Raw genomic sequence first — 20,015 nt, forward strand, 5'->3', positions numbered from 1 at the left:
ACCCGCTATGGAACCAATCAAGATCAAGCTCAGGGAAAGATTGAGCCTCCCAAGAACCGGTGAGCCCCTTCGTTTCGGCGTTCCGCTTCCGGGCGGCATCATTTCCGACGTATCCGATCTTGCGCTTCAGAGCGCTGAAGGAAACACCTTACCGGCCCAGTTTTCATCGCTGGCCAAGTGGCCAGACGAATCCATCCGCTGGGCTTGTATAGAGACGCAGATTTCACCCCAGGCCCAGCCCGGATCACCGCTGGAGCTGTTTGTCGTAAAAGACAGTGGCGACCACTCCAGGCCCGCCGCCGATATTTCCTCGGAAGACCATGCCCTGAAGATCGCGTTCGAGGACAACATCATTGTTCTTGATCAGACCGCGCCAGCCTGGAAGGTTTGCGCTGGCAATGGGACGCTCCTTAGCGAACACGCGCTCCACCTGGAGGATAATGGTTCCACCCGCTGTACAGCCTCCATGGACGGTAGCTGGTCCGTTATCTCAAACGGGGCCGTCTCATGCTGTGTCGCCTCAAGTGGTTGGTGGCTGGATGCCAGTGGCACAAGGCTGGTCCGTTTTAACTGCCAGGTGACCCTTTACCCGGATGGCCTCTGCCTGGTGGACAATACCATCCACAACCCGAAGCGGGCGCGACACCCCGGTGGCCTCTGGGATCTGGGCGACCCGGGCTCGATTCATTTCACGGCGATGTTCCTGGAGACCACCGGCCAGCCCATCCGTGGCGTTGACCTGTCCCTGGCGCCGGGTACCCCCACAAAGCAATTGCCCCCGGACTCACTGGTCGTTCTCCACCAGGAATCCAGCGGTGGCGAGCACTGGAGCTCCCGCAACCACGTCAACGCCCAGGGCCAGACCCTGCCACGCTATCGTGGGTACCGACTGCGCCAGGGAGAAAACACCCTCGAAAGCGGTGACAGGGCCGCGCCAGTCATGCAGGCTGAACTGGCCAATGGTAAGTTCGTGACCACCAGTATGCCCCACTTCTGGCAGAACTTTCCGAGCGCCCTTGAGATCGGCCGAAACTCTCACAAGGCCTTCCTGTTCCCTGCATACGCACCGGAACCCTATGAACTGCAAGGCGGCGAGCGAAAAACGCTTCGCATCGTTCTAGGCCTGGGCAAAACCCTGAGCGACCTGCAATGGACCCACTCTCCCCTGGTTCCGGTGCTGTCGGCCGAACATTACGAACGCACTGCGGCATTCCAGTGGTTCCGCGCCGACCAGACCACGACGGCGCTGGATAATCTGATACAGGAAGGACTGGAAGGTGCATCCAATTTCTTCGCCAAGCGCGAAGTCATCGACGAGTTTGGCTGGCGTAACTTTGGCGACCTGTTTGCGGATCATGAAACCCTTTACCAGGAACCCGGAGAAACGCCGTTTAACACCCATTACAACAACCAGTACGACGGCATCTACGGGTTTGCCCGGCAGTTCGCCTACTCGGGTGATACCCGCTGGTTTGAGCTGATGGACGACCTGGCCCGCCACGTGGTGGATATAGACATCTATCACACCGACGAAGACCGGGCTGAGTACAACAACGGCCTGTTCTGGCATACCGACCATTACCTGGACGCCCATACCTGTACGCACCGGACCTTCACGCGCCACAACAACTCCAGCTCGACACCCGGCCAACTTGGTGGTGGCCCGGCGGCGGAGCATTGTTACACTACCGGGCACCTTTACCACTACTGGCTGACGGGCAATCCCGCATCCCGGGACGCCGTGCTGAAACTGACGAACTGGATGGAAACCCTGCATCAGGGCCAGCGCGGGCTGCTGGCCGAAGTCCTGGCGTTGAAAAAACAGGAGCTACCAAAGCTCAGAGCCATGCTTCGGGGCGATCAGGTATCTCCCCACCGTTTTCCGTTTACACGGGGCACCGGTAACTATATTACCGCTCTTCTGGATGCCCACCTGCTGGAGCCGTCGAATGGGTGGCTGACACGGGCCGAGTCCGTCATACGACAAACCATTCATCCCGCTGACGACATAGAGAAGCGGGATCTTCTGGATACCGAGATCGGGTGGTCGTACCTGATTCTACTGGCAAGCATCGCCCGATATCTTCACATCAAGGAAGAAATCGGCGCGCGAGACAGCCAATGGCGCTACGCCAGGGACAGCTTCCTCCACTATACGGAATGGATGCTTAACCATGAAAGGCCCTTCCTGTCGGACACGTCAGAGCTGGAGTTCGCCAACGATACCTGGACAGCACAGGATGTCCGCAAAGCCATGCTGATGTTCCAGGCAGCCCAGGAGGATCCCCATAAAGCGCCGGACTATCAGGCCAAAGCCCGGGAATGGCTGGATTATGTAACAACAGCACTTCAAACCAGCCCCGAACGCAGCCTGACCCGGTTGCAGATCATACTGCTGCAGAACTACGGCCCCCAGCACCTGGAAGTGCCCGATAAAGAGCAACGCCATGCAGAACAGAGTCGTTCCAGCACCACTTACCAAGCCCCTCTCCTGGGCTGGGGGAGCCTTGTGGGCCAGATCGTTGCCCGCCTGATGAAGGGCTTACTCCATTTTCGTCCCCGGCGGGAAAAGGCCTGGCTGGAAGCGAGGCTCGACCGATAATGAACCTGCGCAAGGCAATCAAGCGATCTGTAAAACGGCTGTTCCTGGGGCTGGCCCTGCCGCTGTTTGGACTGTTTCTGGCCATCTGCACCCTGAGTGGTTCCGACAAATGTTTTACTTCTTTTTCACAACTGCTCAGCCTGATCCCCGGCAAGGCCGGCGTCTACCTGCGCGCCGCCTTTTACAGACTGGCCTGCCCGGACACATCCGATGAGATCTCGGTCGGTTTCCTGACCATCCTGTCCCATCGCGATACCAGTATTGGCCGGGGGGTCTATATCGGGCCGCAGTGCAATATTGGTATGTGCCGGATTGGGGAAAATACGCTGATTGGGAGTGGTGTTCATATTCTCAGTGGTAGTCGGCAGCATTCGTTCAATGACACCGACACGCCAATACAGGAACAAGGCGGAGAATTTGAAAAAATCGCCATTGGCGCTGATTGCTGGATCGGAAATTCGGCCGTTGTCATGGCTCCGACCGGGGACCATAGCATCGTTGCCGCAGGTAGCGTCGTAACCAGCTCGGTGGGATCCGGTGTCATCGTCGCCGGCAACCCGGCCCGACTGATTCGTAAAAGGTTTACAGAGCAAAAGACCTCAACAGTACCAGAGGAACTGCACTGATGGCGTCGCTTCAGGAACAAATCTACAACAGTTCACCAGTATGGCTGCAAAACGTGCTGGTTTCTGCCTACGGCTATAGGCTTTATCGGAAGCGCTACGCTGGTGTTTTCGAAGACATTCGCGAGCTCCTGAGACATTCAAGAACCTGGAGTCAACAGGAAACTGAGGCATGGCAGGCAGAACAACTGCACAACATGATCACTCACTGCCGACACACAGTGCCATATTACCAACGCTTATTCGCCGAGTATGGTCTCCACGAGAACGACTTTACGAACATAAAGGACGTCCAAAAACTTCCTATATTGACCAAAGCAACACTGAGGAAAAACATCGACTCTTTTCGATCGACCGAGGGCCGACCCTATATCGTTCAGCACACCAGTGGCAGCACCGGAACTCCGCTGGCCCTAGAGGTTGATGAATACACCTATAAGCTGGCCATGGCGCTTGTCGTTGACCATGAAGAATTTCATGGCGTCCCCTTTGGTGCTCCTAGAGCGACGTTCGCGGGTAGAATGATCCAGCGGGCCGACAGAATGAAGCCACCATTTGCCCGTTACAATAGAGCTGAGAATCAGACTCTCTTCTCTAGCTATCACCTTAATGACGGCACATTCCCTTGGTACAAGGATGCCTTGAACCACCTGAGGCCGAGGGAGATCATTGGCTACCCATCGGCAATCTCCGACTTGGCGTCCCATTACCAAAAGACAGACACCCGCCCTAGCTTCACCCCAACGGTGATAATAACTAATTCCGAAACACTATTATCCTGGCAAAGAGAAAAAATTGAGACAGTATTTAATTGTCCGGTATATGATTATTATGGCACGGCAGAGTATGTCCTTTTTGCGGGACAGGAGAACGGCCATGACTACCGTCTCAACCCTATCATCGGCATAACCGAAATAGTGGACATCAATAATGAACCGGCTTTCGATGGAAGACTAATAGCTAATACTCTGTCCAATAAGATCATGCCTTTATTGAGGTATGAAATCGGTGACTCAGGCGTAGCCATCAAACGCTCCTCAACCAGCCCAACATGCCATACGATTAAACAAGTCACCGGAAGAGTTGACGACTATATAAAGATGCCAGATGGACGATGCCTAGGCCGCCTTGATCACATTTTCAAAGGGGTGCAAGGGCTGATTGAGGCCCAGATAATCCAATCGTCTCCCGATCATTGTACGATTAAAGCAGTATTCGAAAGCGCTCCTTCAAACACCCAACTAGACACCCTGACTAGAAATTTTCAAGACAGAACCGCGTCACAATTGAAATTAACCATCCAGCTAGTCGACAGCATTCCAAGAGGCAAGAATGGCAAATTCCGCAGTGTCGTGCAGCAATTAGACGGTAAGAGCTAGCTATGAGAATAATGTTCGTAGGTGATATTAATCTAGGCGAATACTACACGGCATTCGGACACGGCCCCAGAAGCTATCTAGATAATTCCGATATATTTTCCGGCGTGAAGGACATTCTATCACAAGCGGATCTGGTAGCCGGCAACCTCGAAGCATCGATTACCGATCACGGGTACATACCTGGACTGGTGGAAAGTGCTGTGCTTAGGGCGGCTCCCAAACACGCGAATTACCTTTCAGAAGCTGGATTTAGCATTTTACAACTAGCGAACAACCACACCGTACAACATGGAGCTGAGGGATTTGAAGAAACAGTTATAAATCTAAGACGTTTAGGAATAGCGCCCATTGGTATCAATAACCAAGAATTGACTAAAGTAATAATCGGCTCACAAACTGTAGGCTTTCTAGCCGCCTCCGACGTACCAGACAATACTGATATTTCACAAAAATGCTATCAAAAGCTGGACGATAAATTTTTCGACCGAACCAGAGAAGGCGTGAGTTCCGTAGACCACCTCTTCGTTATGTTGCATTGGGGCCTCGAGTCATCTACTGGCACTTTAGCGTACCAAAAAAGAATTATTAATGAGCTTTACAAAGCCGGGGTCAGGGGTGTGATTGGGTCCCATCCTCACCTTTTCTATGAGTTGTGGAAGAATGGCAATTTTGTTGCAGCCCCCTCCCTAGGCAACTTTGTATTTGATCTTTTCTGGGATTGGCGATTGCTTAAATCAGGAATACTGGACATAGAGCTGAGCAAAACCGAGATCACGACTTGTCGCATTTGGCCAGTCACAATTTCTGAAGACGGCGGTCGTCCAGTCCCATCCGGATCACCAGTTGAGCTTAACAATACTCTCAAACTATACGACCTTGGTCGAGACATGAGGGGCGAACAAAAGAGAAAGTTGATTAAGTTTTTTAGAGATTTCTTCAAAGGAAACCGGAAACTCAAAACACAATTTATTATCAAAAAGCTCACCGGAAAAATATAAGGCACAGTCAATTCGATGGAAATGCTACCGTCTGTATCAATAGTAATCCCCGCATTCAATGAAGAACAATACATAGAACAAACGTTGATATCATTACGCCAATCGGATTACCCTAGCAACCTGATTGAAATCATTGTTGTCGACAATGCATCATCAGACCGTACCCCTCAGATAGCCCATAGATACGCCGATAAAGTGCTGACTCTCACAAATGGCAATGTAGGGGCTGTCCGCAATCGGGGCGTAAAAGAGTCTACTTCGGACATCATAATATTTGTTGATGCCGACTGCCTTGTTGACCGTGATTGGGTGTATCGAGGCATTAGGCGGTTGTCGGAAAATAAGAATTGTATTTTTGGAGGCCCCTACAAAACGAGAGAACACGCTAATTGGGTGGAACGTTTATGGCTACTTGAAAACCCAAACCATCCAAGAATACAACCAGACCTGCTTGGCGGGTGTATCTTTGTCCGCTCGGTCGACTTTAAATCAGTCGGCGGATTTAACGAAGAAATGACGTCCGGCGAGGATTCTGATTTATCAGATAAGTTTCGTCGACAAGGCAAGACCGTAAATATAAGCCAGGACCTTTCGGTAGTCCATCTAGGAAACCCTCAGACAATAGGGGATTTTTTAAGAAGGCAGGTCTGGCACTCGGAGAACTATCTTCTGTTTATTAAATCTTCCATAAGAGACTACACTTTCTGGATCATAGTCTTTTTTATATTGAGCTCTTTCACGAGTTTATTTGGCATCCTTTCAAGTCAGATTCAGTTCGCAGTCCTTGGCTTGACGTCTATGGCAGCACTCAGCATGACGCTATCATTAAAACGATTATTTCTGACAAGATTCACGCCCCGGTCTCTTAAAGATAGCCTAGGGATCGCTTTCTTGGACTTTCTTTACCTCGTCGCAAGATCGATTGGACTTTTAAAGCCGTTAATCCGTAACAAAGGAAAATCAAATTAAGCATCAACTGACCAAGCGCCGAATCAATTGATGCTCACTCCAACTTCACTGGACTGAAAGGTTTGACGGTGGCGCTGGTGCCATATCACTGGAGGGAGCAACGCTCCCGCCTGCGCCAGTTTCTGGAGCTTCATCCCCTACCGGAACGCTTCCGGGCATGTTGTTCAACACTACAACATTATCAAACGCATACCAGTCCTCAAACCTGACTGAGTTATCATAGGGTTGAAAATAGTCGTTCCCACCAATCGCAAAATAGTTCCATTTCGCCATCTTGTTTTGGTCGTTAGCTAATATCCAAGGCACATTTTCTTTGTTGACTATTCTTTCACCATTTATCCATTGACGAAAAACACCATCGGCTATGCCGGGCTGGGAGTTCAACTTTACGTAGAATGCCACTTTGGTCCACTTTCCAGGAGGTCCAAAAACATCATCATGGGTGACGCTCGAAGCCTTCATGGAAACCAGTGGCGTTTCACCATCCACCGCGTAAAGTTCGGGATCTCCCCCTCCCACTGCCATTCCTCGCAAGTCAGAGGAAAAACTCCATGAAACATCTGTAGCATACTGATCTTTAAAATAATAATATTCTCCGTAAGGCCCTCCCCGAAAGGAAATAACGTTACGAAGACCATAGGCATCACGCTTATAATCCCAGATGACTACCGGCCCTAGTTCTCCTGCGGCACCATTAAACTCACTACCTTCACCGGTCCAGCTCCCGATCCTGAACAGCTTTGATGCGTAGTTTGAAGCGTTATTTCGACCGTAAAAGTTCTCGGAAAAACTGATGTCGAACTCAACATAGAGCTCGTCATAACCGGCTTCCAGATATTTCATGAGCTGACTATCAGAGGCCCAGTTTCTCCACCCCAGTGAATAAGATTCACGCCACATTACTGCTGACTTGCCTTGGCCACCATAGGCTTTATCGGCATTTCGAGCCAGTATTTCCAATGAGGCGTGATTATCCGGGTAACCGGTTTCAGGCGACCACTGCGTTCCTTGATAGAGCGCGTTCCACCCCTCAGGTAGGATATGGCCAGTTGTCACTCTTTGGGCCTTTTCCAAAGTATGCATCGTACTTGTAAAATCGGACTGAGAATCAAAGTCTTCTTGAAATATCACTTCTGCGCCAGCAGTTAGTGGCCCACAAAAGAAAAAAGCAATACCGAACCGAACTAGTAAACTGCGATAAAGATTCATACCCATTCCTTCTGAAATCAAAATCGTATTAAGGTCGCGCATTATAGCGGTTCCAAGTCACGAATCATTAAAACTCAGCCTTACGGAAATGACACACTCAAAGGCTCGCTGTACTCACTGGCGACACCTTTCTCATCTACCGCCCGCACTCTAAACACCCATTGGCCGCCTTGCAGCTCCTGTTCAAGCCTGATGCTTTGTTCGGATCCGGGCGTCGGGTTCACCGGTTCCACGGACAACACCGCACTAAGGGCCTCAGGGTCAGGTGTCAGACGAACCGCATCGGCAATCACATAGCCGTCTGGAGAGCTGGGCAGCTCCACGGCTGCATTGCCGTCGGTTGGCGTGAACTCTGCCACTTCTACCCATTGGCCACCATTTTGAGTCTGGTCAACCGGCGCGCCTTCAACGATCTGCTCGCCAGCATCACCCGCAAAACGCACCCGGTATTTAGCATTGGTTGAACGGTTCCGGGCCGCTGACCATCGTGACTCAACCTGGTAGGTAATTCCGGGCTGCAGTTCAAAAAAATTCCAGCGAGCATAAACGTTTCCTGCACCTTCCGGAATCGGGTGATAGCCTTCGCCCAGATAACCCGGTGTGTGTGAAGAGGGAGCTATACTCGCCCCGACCATCTCAAAGTATCCAGAGGCGTCGTCGACAATCACCCCAGCCTCTTCCATAATCGGCCGATACTCAACCTCGTAATAAGCGATGGCACCCGCGTCAAGCTGTGAGCCGTCGAGACGTTCGATCGGCGCATTCCATGTGATCAAAGGCCCGGCCCCCGGCACACTTGCGGCATCATTTGCTCCTGAGCCGGCATCAAACTCTTCCAGATTGGTGAACCCGTCACCATCGGCGTCCAGCGATGCATCATCGACAAGCGGATCCAGCCCATAACTGACTTCATAGCTATCGCCGATGCCATCGCCATCTGTATCCCAGAACGTCGGGTCGGTTCCCAGGTCGTGCTCCTCAAGGTTTGTCAGTCCATCACCGTCAAGATCCTCAAGCGCGTCAGATGGATCGTTTACATTAAGACCATATTGCTGCTCAAAAGCGTCACCCATGCCATCACCGTCCGTATCCACGGTTTCAACAGCCTCTACCGGTACAAAACGGATGGCATCCGCTACCACGTATCCGTTAGCTGCATCGGTAAGTTCCACACGACCGGTGAGCGAAGACAGACGGTAGGTGCCCAGCTTTACCCACTGCCCACCGTCTGTACGTTGATTTACGGTAACGACATCGATGGCAGATGACCTCGTATCATCAATATAATGTATAAGATATTCAGCATTACTGGCCCGGTTCGAGTATGCAGTCCACCTGGCATATATATCGTATGTCGCGATAGTTTCCAGATTCCATACAGCCGAGTTCTCTCCTGTCCCTCTGGCAATCACATGGTAGCTGTCACCAAGATAGCCCCCTGTTGAGGTCGACGTCACCCAGGGCCCGTCAATAAAAAAAGATGCATCCTCATTATCAACAATGATTTCCCCGGCACCGGGTCCGGCGGCTGTTGGATCCAGGTCATCCAACGGTTCATCAGCAGGCCGGGTTGCACATCCCGAAACGATGAGCGCTCCCCCCATTACTGATATGACCAAGCCCGCTTTGAACATAGTTGTAACCTCCATCGGGAACCGAAAAACCGCAAGAGCCATCCATATACTGAAGCTTGGCATAAATTCGGTACACAGCGAGTCGCGCTTTAGATGGGTTTGTTCTTATAGATAACCTCTCAATGCACAGGGTTCTGAGAGAGACAAACTATTCCCGGGCAGGCAAAGCTTCACTGATGCCTGCCTCAATCCGATCAGGGAAAAGTGCGTTCTCAATGGGGGCAGCAAGCTTACTGGCGCCGGCTCTGGCAAGATGATCGCCATCGAAGTAGAGAACTTCTCCGCCTTCCGAAATCGGGCAATGGCCCGCGCTGCAGAGGACGTTGTTCAACCGCAATACGGAAAACCTCGAGTCACTGATGCTCTTGATGAAATCCAGGCTTTTAAAAGGTGGCCGTTGATCCTGAAAACTGTCAGGTACTGATTGCTCAAGCAGAGCCCTTCTTGCCAGGACGTTGGAAACGTCGAATCCCGGTTCCGGCAAGCTATCAACCAAAATAACATTGAGATCCCGCTGCAGCAGTGCATTTATTGTCTCTGAGAGAGCGCCTTCGAAACGTTTTACCGGTTGCGTCTCTGCCGTCATCATTGAGGCTCCTTCGTAGAGAGGCCACCGCGCTGATATCAGCACGGTAGAAACGCTCGGGTCAGAATCGATAATCCTCCAGGCAGCCTTCTGGGCACTCAGGCATGCATCCTTATCAATCCCTGTTGAGGGCACGACCCCATAGAAAACAGGAGGGCAACCGCCCTTTGTTACATGACGGATGTTGATATCTCGTTGTTCAGCGATTTCGGTCACTGCCCAGATTAGCGTTTGTGCATGAGAGTCGCCCCATATAAGGATTGTCGCCGGCTCCAATCCTGATCCAAGCGTACAGTCGTGATACTGGTCCTCTTTGTAGTCCGTTGAACACCGCCCTACATCCGGCCATTTTACGATGTTGACCAGCTCGCGCGCTTGATCCGGCAACCGGCGCCCATAACCGTCGTTCAGCATCACCATACCGGCACCCACCGCAACCGGGAGAGACATGGCCACGGCACCGGCATAGGCCCGCCATTGCAGCGACCACCAGCGATGCCGGCGCAGGGCTGACTCAACCCATCGCCATGAAAGGTAGGAAAGCCCGATCGTTATGGTCCAGCAGAGCAGGAGCTGGGATACGGCAAGATGGTCACCAAAGTAGAAACGCGCATACAACAGCACTGGCCAGTGCCATAGATAAAGGGAATAGGACATTTGCCCAATCAGGACAAGGAGCCTGGAAGACAACAGCGACGTAAGCAGCCCACCTTCTCCCCTGACGGTATTGAACACCAGGATGCCGGTTGCGAGGGTCGGGAGGGTTGCGGCAATCCCCGGAAAGAGCGTGGTCTCATCAAACAAAGCCACAGAAGCGGCCAGAAGCAATACACCGGCCACTGTCCAGCCTGTTCGCTCACGGCCCATCAGCTTTCGGTTCATGTATGCGAGCCCCAGCAAACCGCCAGCGATCAGTTCCCAGGCCCTGGGAGGGAACATAAAAAACGTGAACTGGGAGTTAACCGGCGTCACCACGAGATTGAACATCAGACTGGCGATTGCCAATACGACAAGCGCCGGAACAACACGACCGGAAAGCCGATGTGCAGCCCAAAGCACCAAGGGGAAGGCCAAGTAGAACTGCCACTCTACCGCCAGGGACCATGTGTGGAGAAGCAACTGATGCTCCGCAGCCGCGTCGAAATACCCTAGGTTCTGGTAAAAGAAGATATTGGAAAGGAACAGTAGCGATGCCAGGGCCGTTTCGGCAAGGCGCTCAAACTCCCCGGGCAAGAGAATCAATGGCGCCACCAGAAGACAGGCGCAGACCATGACTGCGTAGGCAGGAAACAATCGCCGTAAACGTCCAGCGATGAAGTCCAGGTAGGAGAACTTGCCCGAAGTGAGGCTCCGGACGACAATCTGGGTAATCAGGAAGCCTGACAGGAAGAAGAACACATCGACGCCCACATATCCACCCGGTAACCAGTCGGCCCGCGAGTGGAACACGATGACTGCCAGTACAGCTAATGCACGAAGCCCGTCTAACTGAGCCAGATACTTTATTTGAGCCATATCGTACAATTCCCTGCCCGCAGCTCTTACCGAAACATCATTGGATTATACAACCAAATCAACGAAGAAGAAGGCTTGCCAACAAGTTCCTCAGCGCACGCCGATCCCCGGGGTTGTTAAACACGCTATGCAGTGCAGACATTATTGCCTTGATTTTATGCCCATTATTCCGATACCAATAAGTGCTAAGCAACAAATGATGGTTAATATTTTTTTGAAGGACTTCTCTATATTCGTAGAAAGCGGGGTCTCTCAGCAACTTTCCAAACACAACAGCTGCAGCTTTAGCCTCGGGCTCACCAGAATGTGTCAAGCTACCATCCCTTTGACGGTATTTAGCACCAACAAATGGAATATAAACGATGCCTCTTGAATATGCTGCCAGTTTTAACCAGAGAAACACATCTTCATAGGTTTTCAAAGACTCATCAAATCCTCCCAACGACCTCAATAAACTTGATTTAACCATGATCACAGAAGTATGCGTTAGAGTGGACTCTATAAAGACCTCAACAGGTTTTCGAAAGACCAGACAAGCCCCGCTGGAGTTGGCTTCAGATAAATATTTTCTCCAAACACTATTATGACAACTTATGGGGTACTCTCGACCAATCTCACCAGGATACCATATATTGTAGTCGGAAGTAATTACTTCGCAATCTCCATACCGCTCAGCAGTCTGAACCCGCCGTCTCAATGATTCTTTGCACCAAAGATCATCGCTATCAAGAAACGCTATCCAATCTCCTTTAGCCTCAGCGATTCCAGTGTTTCTTGCACCACTGACACCTTTTGAGCCACCATTGGACAGCACGCGAACTCGAGAATCATCTCCAATGACCTCATCTATTACTAACTTTGTCTTGTCGGTAGAGCCATCGTCAACGATGATCAGTTCAAAATTATCAAAATCTTGCGATAAAACCGACTCGACACTGGCCCCAATATAGCACTCGGAATTGAAAGCCGGCATTATAACGCTAACTAACGGCGTACTTTTCATTTATATAATCAACCCTTTCACCTAATTGTCGCTTTTTCTCATAAAGCACACTGTCTTTGCTAAGGACAAACTCACCTGTCGTCAACCATTCTTTCATTCTTTCGGACACTCCCCAGGCTTTTAAGCCTTGATAGGGGGCCTTAATAGCCCTTTTTATTACACTTCCTGGTGGGTTCCAGATCGAAAAATTGATGGCATTAGTATAGTAGTCAAGACTAACAGACCGAAACCAGTCCTCCCATTTAAACTGATTATGTTCAAAGAAATGAACAGGAAGCCAAGGCACTCTCATAGTGTCTGCAAGTATAGCACCGTGCATTGCTTCCGTTATAACACGCCTGGACTGGGAAACCTGCTCAATAAAATCAATTTGGTTAATATCGGGGGACAGATAATTTATACCAAGGCTTTCCGCAACCTGACACAAGACCTTACCGGCTAATCGATGAGTTTTAATGTGGGGAATAAAGGTGACTTTTCTTACTCTACAGGATTCTGGCACAACATCAAAATAGTTCGATAGAAGTACTGCTCCGTCACAGATGGCTTTTTCATAATCGACTCCAAGAGTACGAGCTGTCCCTTCACCCCTCACACACACTACATCCCAGGTTGAATCAAGCTCTAAAGTGAGACCGCCATATCCTGCACCCGTAGAGAATACTATCTTCTTGGAGAACCTACTCAGATTCTTTATATTTTCATCATTTAACAAAGTCCCCACACCCATCACACATAAATTTTTATTTTCTACGATCCTATGATCGAGCAACCTGGCCATTAAAAACGGATTAATATCATCTCCAAAATTTGAGCCACTTCCATCTCTCGAAAATCCATCATAATAAAATATAGACATTTAACCCTCTCAGATTGACTTTTCGTGACTATCGAAGCAATGCCGCCCCGATTAGGTTTCGAAATCTTCTATAAGAAAACGACGAAGCCAGCCAGCTTTCGAGCGCAAATCTCAAGGCCGACAACCTGTCTCCGCACTCCCGAAAGTGTAGTGATAACAAGTATGCCTCAAGGTCGAGTTTTTCTTTTAGCAAAAGTCTGTAGTCATCAAACAGAGGGTCATCCATTAACTTCTTGATCATTTTCAAAGTATAGGGTGACAGTGAGGCACTTCCCAGAGATAGGCTGCCTGGACGTTGCCGATAATAAGCATCGGCTCTTTCGATAAGGCCTACCAATGAACTTACCCTCGACGCCCTGATCCACAAATGATCATCTTCTCCCCTTATCAATTCCTCATCGAAGCCACCAAGCCTTTCAAATAGCGACTTAGTGATGGTTACCCCACCGGTCCATGCTAATGGGTGTTTTATAAAGACAGGAACAACATCCTGATCCAATATTTTAACGCCAGATTCCTTGCCACCTTGAAAGTACTGGAACCACGATGGGTTGTTAACGGTTTGTGGCAGCACCTTTTTGTCAGCGGCCCACCATATAAAAAAATTCGAACTAAAAAACTGACACTCGGGTAGCTTCGAAATCGCTTTCTTTCTTTGGCCTAAAGCGAACGTTGTATACTTATCATCACTATCCAGAAAGCAAAGCCATTCCCCTCGTGCCAAATCCGCCGCTCTGTTTCTAGCACCGGATGCACCTGACTTGCCCTGGTTTTTCGACAACCGTATCCGGGTGTCAGTGGCAGCGAGTTCCTGAACGATATCGACTGAATTATCCGTCGACCCGTCGTCAACTATAATCAGCTCAAAGTCTTTCTCACTTTGAGCCAGCACCGATTGAATGCTCTGTTCCAGGAAGGCCTCAGAGTTAAAGCAGGGCATTATAATGCTAAAAAAAGGCTTCGGCTCTAGGCTGATTTTATTTGCGGCCAGTGGGAGATTTTCTTTCATGATCTCTTCCATGTGCTTAGGACATACGAATACGTTAGACGCACATAATCTCGCAAGTTTAGATGACCAAAGGAAATCCGCCGGGAGATATTCACTGCTTCCCCATACTGTCCAGACCAGTAATATGCTCGAAATAGTCTTCGCTTATAGTTGATTATCGTGTTAGCGATGATTTTCAGCGAGGATTGGGGAACCAGTCTCTGGTCCATGATATCTGTAAGAATATTCACTTCCCCCTCCAGGTTTCGGATGTACTCTGAAGAGAAGTTATCAGGGTGTTTATTGATTAGTACCGTCGCTTCCGTATTGGTGACCGCGAACGCTCGCGCAGCCATTCTGGCCGTTAGATGGAAGTCTTCAGAGCGCCACCGGGAGACATATGGTTTGATACCGCCGATGTCAGTATAGAGCGACTTTCGGAAGATCAGACAAGACTGGAAGCACGCCTGGAACTCAAGCAATGATTGAAGAAAGGGATGGCGGCATAAAATATAGGCGGCACCCTGATGGTCGGGGCACTTCGAAAGATCCTTCAACCATCCTGCAGGAGCCTGCTGAAATTTGGTTATGCCTGGCTGGTCCGACTGTCTAAAGTTGGAAAAATAAAGATCACTCTCGGGATAGGTACGATGGGCGTTCACGAAGTTTTCAATATGATGGCTTTCCCAGAAGTCATCACTGTCACACAAGGCAATCCAGTCGCCAGTTGCGTGTTCGATAGCGGTTTTCCTGGCAATGGCGGGGCCACTGTTTTCAATTCGCAACAGAGTAACACGGTCCCGGAAGGGTGCCAGCGCTGCATCAAGATCGTCGGTCGATCCATCATCACACAGAACAACCTCATCAACAGGCACAGTCTGGTTGAATATATGATCCAGAGTCTGCCCTATCCATTCGGCACGGTTAAACACCGGCATTGCCACTGAGATCGTTTCACCCACAACGCATTCCCTCTGGTGAATATTCAACACATAATTTACGGAGCAATCAGGCCAGTCTAGCCATGGCCTGCTCTGCCAGCCCTTTCCATGAGAACCGCTGGGCCGCATGCTCGCGGCCAGCCAACCCCATCCGCCCCAGTCTCTTATCATCCTGCAAAAGCTCAATAACGGCACTTGCCAATGGCTCGGGACTGGTACAGTCGACAATAACCCCCGTCTCCTCGGTCAGTGTTTCCCGGGTACCCCCGGCATTCCCTGCCAATACAGGTTTGCCGCAGCTCTGTGCTTCCAATAGCACCATGCCGAACCCTTCATCGTCGTTGTGCACCCTTCGGTTGGGTAACGCGAACAAATCACAACCCTGGTAACATGCCAGCATCTGATCGTCAGTCATTTCGCCGGCAAACTCGACATGATCGGTTATTCCAAGTGACGCTGTCAGTTCGCGCAGACGACCTTCCTCTGCTCCACCGCCAACCACACAGTAAAGGACATTGGGTATCGCCTCTCTTATCACCGGTAATGCCTGGATCATCATATCCTGGCCTTTCCTTTGCTGAAGTCGCCCGACAGTCAGAATGACGCTCTGACCTGACCAATGATCAGGTCGGGTTGAGTCCGTTGGAACAAATCGCTCTACATCAACCCCGGGCGTCATGACGATCAGGCGATGGTCCTGAATATCCCACCATTTCCTGAGGATGTTCGCGGTATTTTCACTATTGGCCACGATTCGCTCTGCATGCCGCAAGACCAGGCGGGTCAACAGCGTAATCTCCCGACTTGTTCGCGCCACTTCCACATCTTCTCCATGGACATAGCAGGTGTAAGGGACTCCCCGGCGAAATTTGTTGAAAAGCGCCGGCATGCCCTCCGGTATGACCCGGCCACAATGAACCTGGGCGATCTCCCCCTCACGAACCAGAGCATCAAGCTTCTTCCAGAGGCGGTAGTAGTATTTCAGTCCTTCCAGAGAGCGGACTCCCCAGGATGGGGCAGCCATTCCGGCGAGCCGGTGTACGGGGTGCGGAAAGCCCTTGTCAGTATCGCTGCCGCCGCTCACGTCGTTGGTGAGAACTTCTATCGTACCCACAGGGAAGCGCCGGTAGATCTCCCAGAACCATCGACCGCTGCCGCCATGGACAGGGGGAAAAATTTCAGAAATCAGCAGAACTTTTCTCATAGCTCCTTCAACCTGTCTTGGCGTGTACTCGCCTGATACCTGTACTGGGTTATTGCGTTCGGTGACTGGGGCGGCGGACTAGCATCAGCAACTCATCAGCCAACGGATGCCTGACGATAAAGAGGCTGCCGAGCCAGACTACGGGAAGGCACAACGCAATAGCGCCCACGGGCAGCCACGGCGATTCGGCGTCGAATGACACCAGAAACGACAATCCCCAGGTTGCCAGCCCACATGTAACAGACACCACCACATTCGGAATTAACTGCCGATAAAAATGTAATACCTGCAGGCCCAGAGCCCACTTCAGGATCCAGCTAATCAGCAGCACCTCAACAACTCCCAAGCCCACGAACCCCATAGCAATAGCTTTAAGGCCAAGTGGGAACGTGACAATCACGAGGGGTATGGCCAGTAATAGCAAGATGGTCTCTTTCAGAAGGGTAATCCTCTCATGGCCCGTTGCCACCAGAAGGTTACTGGAAAGATTATGAGTGGTTCTCAGGATCATCCAGATTGCCATAAAGGATGCCACCGGAGCCGCCTCATCCCATTGAGAACCAAAAAACAGGCGAATGGTAGGCAGACTTGCGATGGCAGCGACCGCCAGTACCGGCCACACCATCGCTCCCAGAAGCAGCGATGCCCGGGTATATGCATGGATGACATCGCCCCCTTCACGCCGTGTTTCTGAAAGAAAAGGCAGTACGACCGGTGATACACCCATAAACAATGTACTGGCCAGAAAGTCCACGAACCCCAGCCCCCTGGAGAACAAACCTACCTGTGTCGTGGTGCCCATCTTGCCAATGACCATGTCCGGAACCGTCTTAATGGCCCTCTTGACCATATTTGCGGTGGAGGTAAACACACCAAAGGCGGCAATATCCCGGATACTTCGGAATTCCGGGCGCCAGTAGACGGGAACGGTTGGACTGGCGACGACAATCAGAAGCTCGACGGTAATGCGAACAACAATTGCCCAGGCCAGTGAGTAATAACCAAAGCCCAACTGGATCAGGACCACCGTTGCCACCAACGAGACAATAGCGCCAGCAAAGTTTATGTGAAGTACGATCCGGAAGTTGAATTCCCGGTTTGCCAGGGCCACTGGTATGCTCATGAATGGCCCCAGGAACAGGCTGATAGAGAGGATATAAAAAAGCGTATCCAGGGAGGGGATGTTGTAAAAGTCGCCTACCCAGGGGCCAGACAAGATAATGACTATGCCGAGCCCCCATGAAATAAGGATTGTCAGGCCCAGCGCACGACGGATCTTGTCTTCCGATAACTCCCTTTCCCGGATCAGATAGTCTGCAGCCCCAAGCAGTTTGAACTCGCTCAGTAACATGACGATCCCGCTGGCGATAGCAAACACGCCCAGCTCCTCGGGTGTGAGCAGCCGGGCAACGACCATCATGGTCACCAGGCCGATCAGCTTGACGCCGTATTGCGATATTGATGAGTGGAGTAACGCCTTTCGTATTCTAGACATTGGCCCCTCTCTTAGGGAGAAGTGGCCTGGCAAGCGTCCTCAGATAGCGATCCATATACTCTACCGCCATGGATTCCACAGAATACTGTTGGACGAACTTCGCTCGCCCCGCTTGGCCTTTTTCCTCTATCTGGTCCGGGTTCGCCAACAGGATCTCGATACTGCCGGCGAATGCATCACGGTCGCCCACGGGTGTTAGCAGCCCGGTAACACCGTGCTCGACAATTTCCGGCGTGCCTCCGGCCCCGGTTGCCACGACCGGCAGCCCCAGGCTCATGGCTTCCAACAGGGTCATGGACGTTCCCTCGGTGTCTGAAGACAGAAGAAACAGATCCATCAACGCGAGATAAAGGCCCGGCGTGGTGGAAAACCCGGTAAAGATCACCACATCTTTAATACCCAGAGCTGATGCCTTCTGCTCCAGCGATTCCCGTTCCGGCCCGTCTCCGACGATGACCAGCCTGGTGTCAGGATGCCTACGATTCACCTTTGCGAACGCCTCCAGCATCATCGCCTGGTTCTTTACAGGGTCCAGGCGTGCGACGGTGCCCAAAACAAACAGATCAGGCGACAGGTCAAGCTCGTCCCGCAACTGCCAGACCTCTTGCTCATCCACCTCCAATGCATTGATGCCGTTATAGATCACGTCAATGCGCCGGCGCGGCAGGAATTCATAGCGGACCAGAGCCTCTCGCGTCGCAGCGGATATGGCCACAATCTGTCGGGTCATAGCGGCGAGAATCCGGTTGATGATGATGGCCTTGTAGCGATATCGGTCCGGGTGAAATCGACCATGCTCCGTGAAGACCACCCTGGCGGAGGTGCCAATACTCGCCAGGCAGCCGTACACCCAGGGGGTGTACTGATGGCAGTGGACGATATCGATGTGTTCCGCGCGGATCATCGCCCGCAGGGAGCCAATCAACCGGGTATCAAAGCCCGGGCGACGCAAAACAGAATCCACTTTCGTGCCACGCTCACGCAACTGCTCGCCAATGGCACCAACGATACCGTCGATACAGACCACCTGGTGGTGGATGCGCCCGCCATCATCCCAGGCGGTCAGCTCACGGATGACCGCTTCGGTACCACCGAACGCCATGTTGAAGGTCACGTGTAATACCCGGATCGCAGGTAATGGTGTTTCATTTACTGTCATCGCCTGGCGCTTCCCCGCCGACGGCGCCAGAACCAGAGAGCAATAGCGGGCAGAATCAAAAGCGGCGGCAACGCCCACTTAAGGATATAGGTGGTCTTTTCGAACAGATAGCGCCTGGACATAAACCCGTAGGCGTCGTCGAATATTGCATAGTCGCCGGAATAGATGGATACCAGGTCATCGACTTCCTGAGCGCCGTATCCAGCTTCAAGATAGATCGGGCCGACAACCTCCGGATCAGCTTTAAGCTCATCCAGCGACCGGTCGATCACCACGCCAAAGTCGGGGTCCAGCAGCCGTTTCTGCCCTTGCGGGTTTTCGTATTCAACAATCACATGTCCGCGGAACGAAATGATGTCGCTCTCCACGCTGTACCGCTCGAGCACGCTGGATAATACGATAGACGCGTCACCGCAAATGCCGATGCCCCGCTCGATACTTCGGCGATAGTCGGCGTAATGGTAACGCTCGAATTGGGGCAGGCCGGAGAATCTGCCAACCGCCCAGAGGAATACGTTTTCCCAGGGCGGCACCAGTTGCCGGTAAGCCACCGGGTCTACATCAGTCCACTTCACATGCACAAGACTCTGGTGAACGACGTCATTGGCCTGCTCCGCCAGCGACATATCACCTTCAGCGCCGGCCAATGCGTCAATAGCAGACAGACTGGTCTCGTAGTCCCAGACCTGGTCTGGTACGAACCGCAACAGCTCTTGATCTGCAACCCCAAGACCAGGCTTGCGAAGCGGCTGGGTCAGGCCGTAAAGGTTAAGGCCGAGCAGTACCAGCCCCAGAACCAGCATCAGGATGACAACCAGATTTACTGCCGAACGACGTACATTCCCAGTCAT

The 20,015-nt window shown here is 51.5% G+C and carries 16 protein-coding genes; 5 read left to right on the plus strand and 11 right to left on the minus strand.

Annotated features, from left to right (window positions below; all coding sequences use genetic code 11):
- Positions 1-7: 7 nt before the first annotated feature.
- From ACFOZ5_RS05510 to ACFOZ5_RS05530, 5 genes are read left to right on the plus strand one after another with little or no spacing between them, the layout of a single operon-like run.
- Complete coding sequence (locus tag ACFOZ5_RS05510; RefSeq protein ID WP_379886014.1) at positions 8-2,602, plus strand: RIFT barrel domain-containing protein; 2,595 nt, start codon at positions 8-10, stop codon at positions 2,600-2,602.
- Positions 2,602-3,228, plus strand: a complete 627-nt coding sequence (locus ACFOZ5_RS05515; protein ID WP_379886015.1) for an acyltransferase — start codon at positions 2,602-2,604, stop codon at positions 3,226-3,228. The genes ACFOZ5_RS05510 and ACFOZ5_RS05515 overlap by 1 nt, the downstream gene beginning before the upstream one ends.
- The gene (locus ACFOZ5_RS05520; protein WP_379886016.1) at positions 3,228-4,604 is read left to right on the plus strand and encodes a phenylacetate--CoA ligase family protein; all 1,377 of its coding nucleotides are present in this window, start codon (positions 3,228-3,230) and stop codon (positions 4,602-4,604) included. The genes ACFOZ5_RS05515 and ACFOZ5_RS05520 overlap by 1 nt, the downstream gene beginning before the upstream one ends.
- Before the next feature lie 2 nt (positions 4,605-4,606).
- Positions 4,607-5,602 carry a CapA family protein gene (locus ACFOZ5_RS05525; RefSeq protein ID WP_379886017.1) on the plus strand — a complete coding sequence of 332 codons (996 nt, stop codon included), beginning with the start codon at positions 4,607-4,609 and terminating at the stop codon, positions 5,600-5,602.
- Between the two features lie 15 nt (positions 5,603-5,617).
- Positions 5,618-6,571, plus strand: a complete 954-nt coding sequence (locus ACFOZ5_RS05530; RefSeq protein WP_379886018.1) for a glycosyltransferase — start codon at positions 5,618-5,620, stop codon at positions 6,569-6,571.
- Between the two features lie 45 nt (positions 6,572-6,616).
- On the opposite strand, the gene ACFOZ5_RS05535 is transcribed toward ACFOZ5_RS05530, so the two are convergent.
- The 11 genes from ACFOZ5_RS05535 to ACFOZ5_RS05585 form a co-directional block, all read right to left on the minus strand.
- Positions 6,617-7,822, minus strand: a complete 1,206-nt coding sequence (locus ACFOZ5_RS05535) for a hypothetical protein (RefSeq protein WP_379886019.1) — start codon at positions 7,820-7,822, stop codon at positions 6,617-6,619.
- Between the two features lie 38 nt (positions 7,823-7,860).
- Positions 7,861-9,414 carry a golvesin C-terminal-like domain-containing protein gene (locus ACFOZ5_RS05540; protein ID WP_379886020.1) on the minus strand — a complete coding sequence of 518 codons (1,554 nt, stop codon included), beginning with the start codon at positions 9,412-9,414 and terminating at the stop codon, positions 7,861-7,863.
- A gap of 148 nt (positions 9,415-9,562) precedes the next feature.
- Positions 9,563-11,515, minus strand: coding sequence for an acyltransferase family protein (locus ACFOZ5_RS05545; RefSeq protein WP_379886021.1), 1,953 nt, complete (start codon positions 11,513-11,515; stop codon positions 9,563-9,565).
- Positions 11,516-11,573: 58 nt separating this feature from the next.
- A complete protein-coding gene (locus ACFOZ5_RS05550) occupies positions 11,574-12,518 on the minus strand; it encodes a glycosyltransferase family 2 protein (RefSeq protein ID WP_379886022.1) in 945 nt (314 codons plus the stop codon).
- The gene (locus ACFOZ5_RS05555; protein ID WP_379886023.1) at positions 12,496-13,377 is read right to left on the minus strand and encodes a polysaccharide pyruvyl transferase family protein; all 882 of its coding nucleotides are present in this window, start codon (positions 13,375-13,377) and stop codon (positions 12,496-12,498) included. Before ACFOZ5_RS05555 ends, ACFOZ5_RS05550 begins: the two co-directional genes overlap by 23 nt.
- 28 nt (positions 13,378-13,405) lie before the next feature.
- A complete protein-coding gene (locus ACFOZ5_RS05560) occupies positions 13,406-14,386 on the minus strand; it encodes a glycosyltransferase family 2 protein (RefSeq protein ID WP_379886024.1) in 981 nt (326 codons plus the stop codon).
- The gene (locus ACFOZ5_RS05565; protein WP_379886025.1) at positions 14,383-15,327 is read right to left on the minus strand and encodes a glycosyltransferase family 2 protein; all 945 of its coding nucleotides are present in this window, start codon (positions 15,325-15,327) and stop codon (positions 14,383-14,385) included. The genes ACFOZ5_RS05560 and ACFOZ5_RS05565 overlap by 4 nt, the downstream gene beginning before the upstream one ends.
- A gap of 46 nt (positions 15,328-15,373) precedes the next feature.
- Positions 15,374-16,510, minus strand: a complete 1,137-nt coding sequence (locus ACFOZ5_RS05570) for a glycosyltransferase family 4 protein (protein WP_379886026.1) — start codon at positions 16,508-16,510, stop codon at positions 15,374-15,376.
- A gap of 49 nt (positions 16,511-16,559) precedes the next feature.
- Complete coding sequence (locus ACFOZ5_RS05575) at positions 16,560-18,005, minus strand: oligosaccharide flippase family protein (protein WP_379886027.1); 1,446 nt, start codon at positions 18,003-18,005, stop codon at positions 16,560-16,562.
- A complete protein-coding gene (locus ACFOZ5_RS05580; protein WP_379886028.1) occupies positions 17,998-19,164 on the minus strand; it encodes a glycosyltransferase family 4 protein in 1,167 nt (388 codons plus the stop codon). The genes ACFOZ5_RS05575 and ACFOZ5_RS05580 overlap by 8 nt, the downstream gene beginning before the upstream one ends.
- Positions 19,161-20,015 carry a hypothetical protein gene (locus tag ACFOZ5_RS05585; protein WP_379886029.1) on the minus strand — a complete coding sequence of 285 codons (855 nt, stop codon included), beginning with the start codon at positions 20,013-20,015 and terminating at the stop codon, positions 19,161-19,163. The genes ACFOZ5_RS05580 and ACFOZ5_RS05585 overlap by 4 nt, the downstream gene beginning before the upstream one ends.

Source organism: Marinobacter lacisalsi (assembly GCF_042651045.1).
Taxonomy (GTDB): Bacteria; Pseudomonadota; Gammaproteobacteria; order Pseudomonadales; family Oleiphilaceae; genus Marinobacter; species Marinobacter lacisalsi.

Coding starts and splice junctions, on each gene's coding strand:
- ACFOZ5_RS05520 (WP_379886016.1), top strand. CDS start 3,228: ATGGCGTCGCTTCAGGAACAAATCTACAACAGTTCACCAGTATGGCTG.
- ACFOZ5_RS05545 (WP_379886021.1), bottom strand. CDS start 11,515: ATGGCTCAAATAAAGTATCTGGCTCAGTTAGACGGGCTTCGTGCATTA.
- ACFOZ5_RS05550 (WP_379886022.1), bottom strand. CDS start 12,518: ATGAAAAGTACGCCGTTAGTTAGCGTTATAATGCCGGCTTTCAATTCC.
- ACFOZ5_RS05575 (WP_379886027.1), bottom strand. CDS start 18,005: ATGTCTAGAATACGAAAGGCGTTACTCCACTCATCAATATCGCAATAC.
- ACFOZ5_RS05555 (WP_379886023.1), bottom strand. CDS start 13,377: ATGTCTATATTTTATTATGATGGATTTTCGAGAGATGGAAGTGGCTCA.
- ACFOZ5_RS05540 (WP_379886020.1), bottom strand. CDS start 9,414: ATGTTCAAAGCGGGCTTGGTCATATCAGTAATGGGGGGAGCGCTCATC.
- ACFOZ5_RS05525 (WP_379886017.1), top strand. CDS start 4,607: ATGAGAATAATGTTCGTAGGTGATATTAATCTAGGCGAATACTACACG.
- ACFOZ5_RS05585 (WP_379886029.1), bottom strand. CDS start 20,015: ATGACTGGGAATGTACGTCGTTCGGCAGTAAATCTGGTTGTCATCCTG.
- ACFOZ5_RS05570 (WP_379886026.1), bottom strand. CDS start 16,510: ATGAGAAAAGTTCTGCTGATTTCTGAAATTTTTCCCCCTGTCCATGGC.
- ACFOZ5_RS05510 (WP_379886014.1), top strand. CDS start 8: ATGGAACCAATCAAGATCAAGCTCAGGGAAAGATTGAGCCTCCCAAGA.
- ACFOZ5_RS05530 (WP_379886018.1), top strand. CDS start 5,618: ATGGAAATGCTACCGTCTGTATCAATAGTAATCCCCGCATTCAATGAA.
- ACFOZ5_RS05515 (WP_379886015.1), top strand. CDS start 2,602: ATGAACCTGCGCAAGGCAATCAAGCGATCTGTAAAACGGCTGTTCCTG.
- ACFOZ5_RS05535 (WP_379886019.1), bottom strand. CDS start 7,822: ATGCGCGACCTTAATACGATTTTGATTTCAGAAGGAATGGGTATGAAT.
- ACFOZ5_RS05580 (WP_379886028.1), bottom strand. CDS start 19,164: ATGACAGTAAATGAAACACCATTACCTGCGATCCGGGTATTACACGTG.
- ACFOZ5_RS05560 (WP_379886024.1), bottom strand. CDS start 14,386: ATGAAAGAAAATCTCCCACTGGCCGCAAATAAAATCAGCCTAGAGCCG.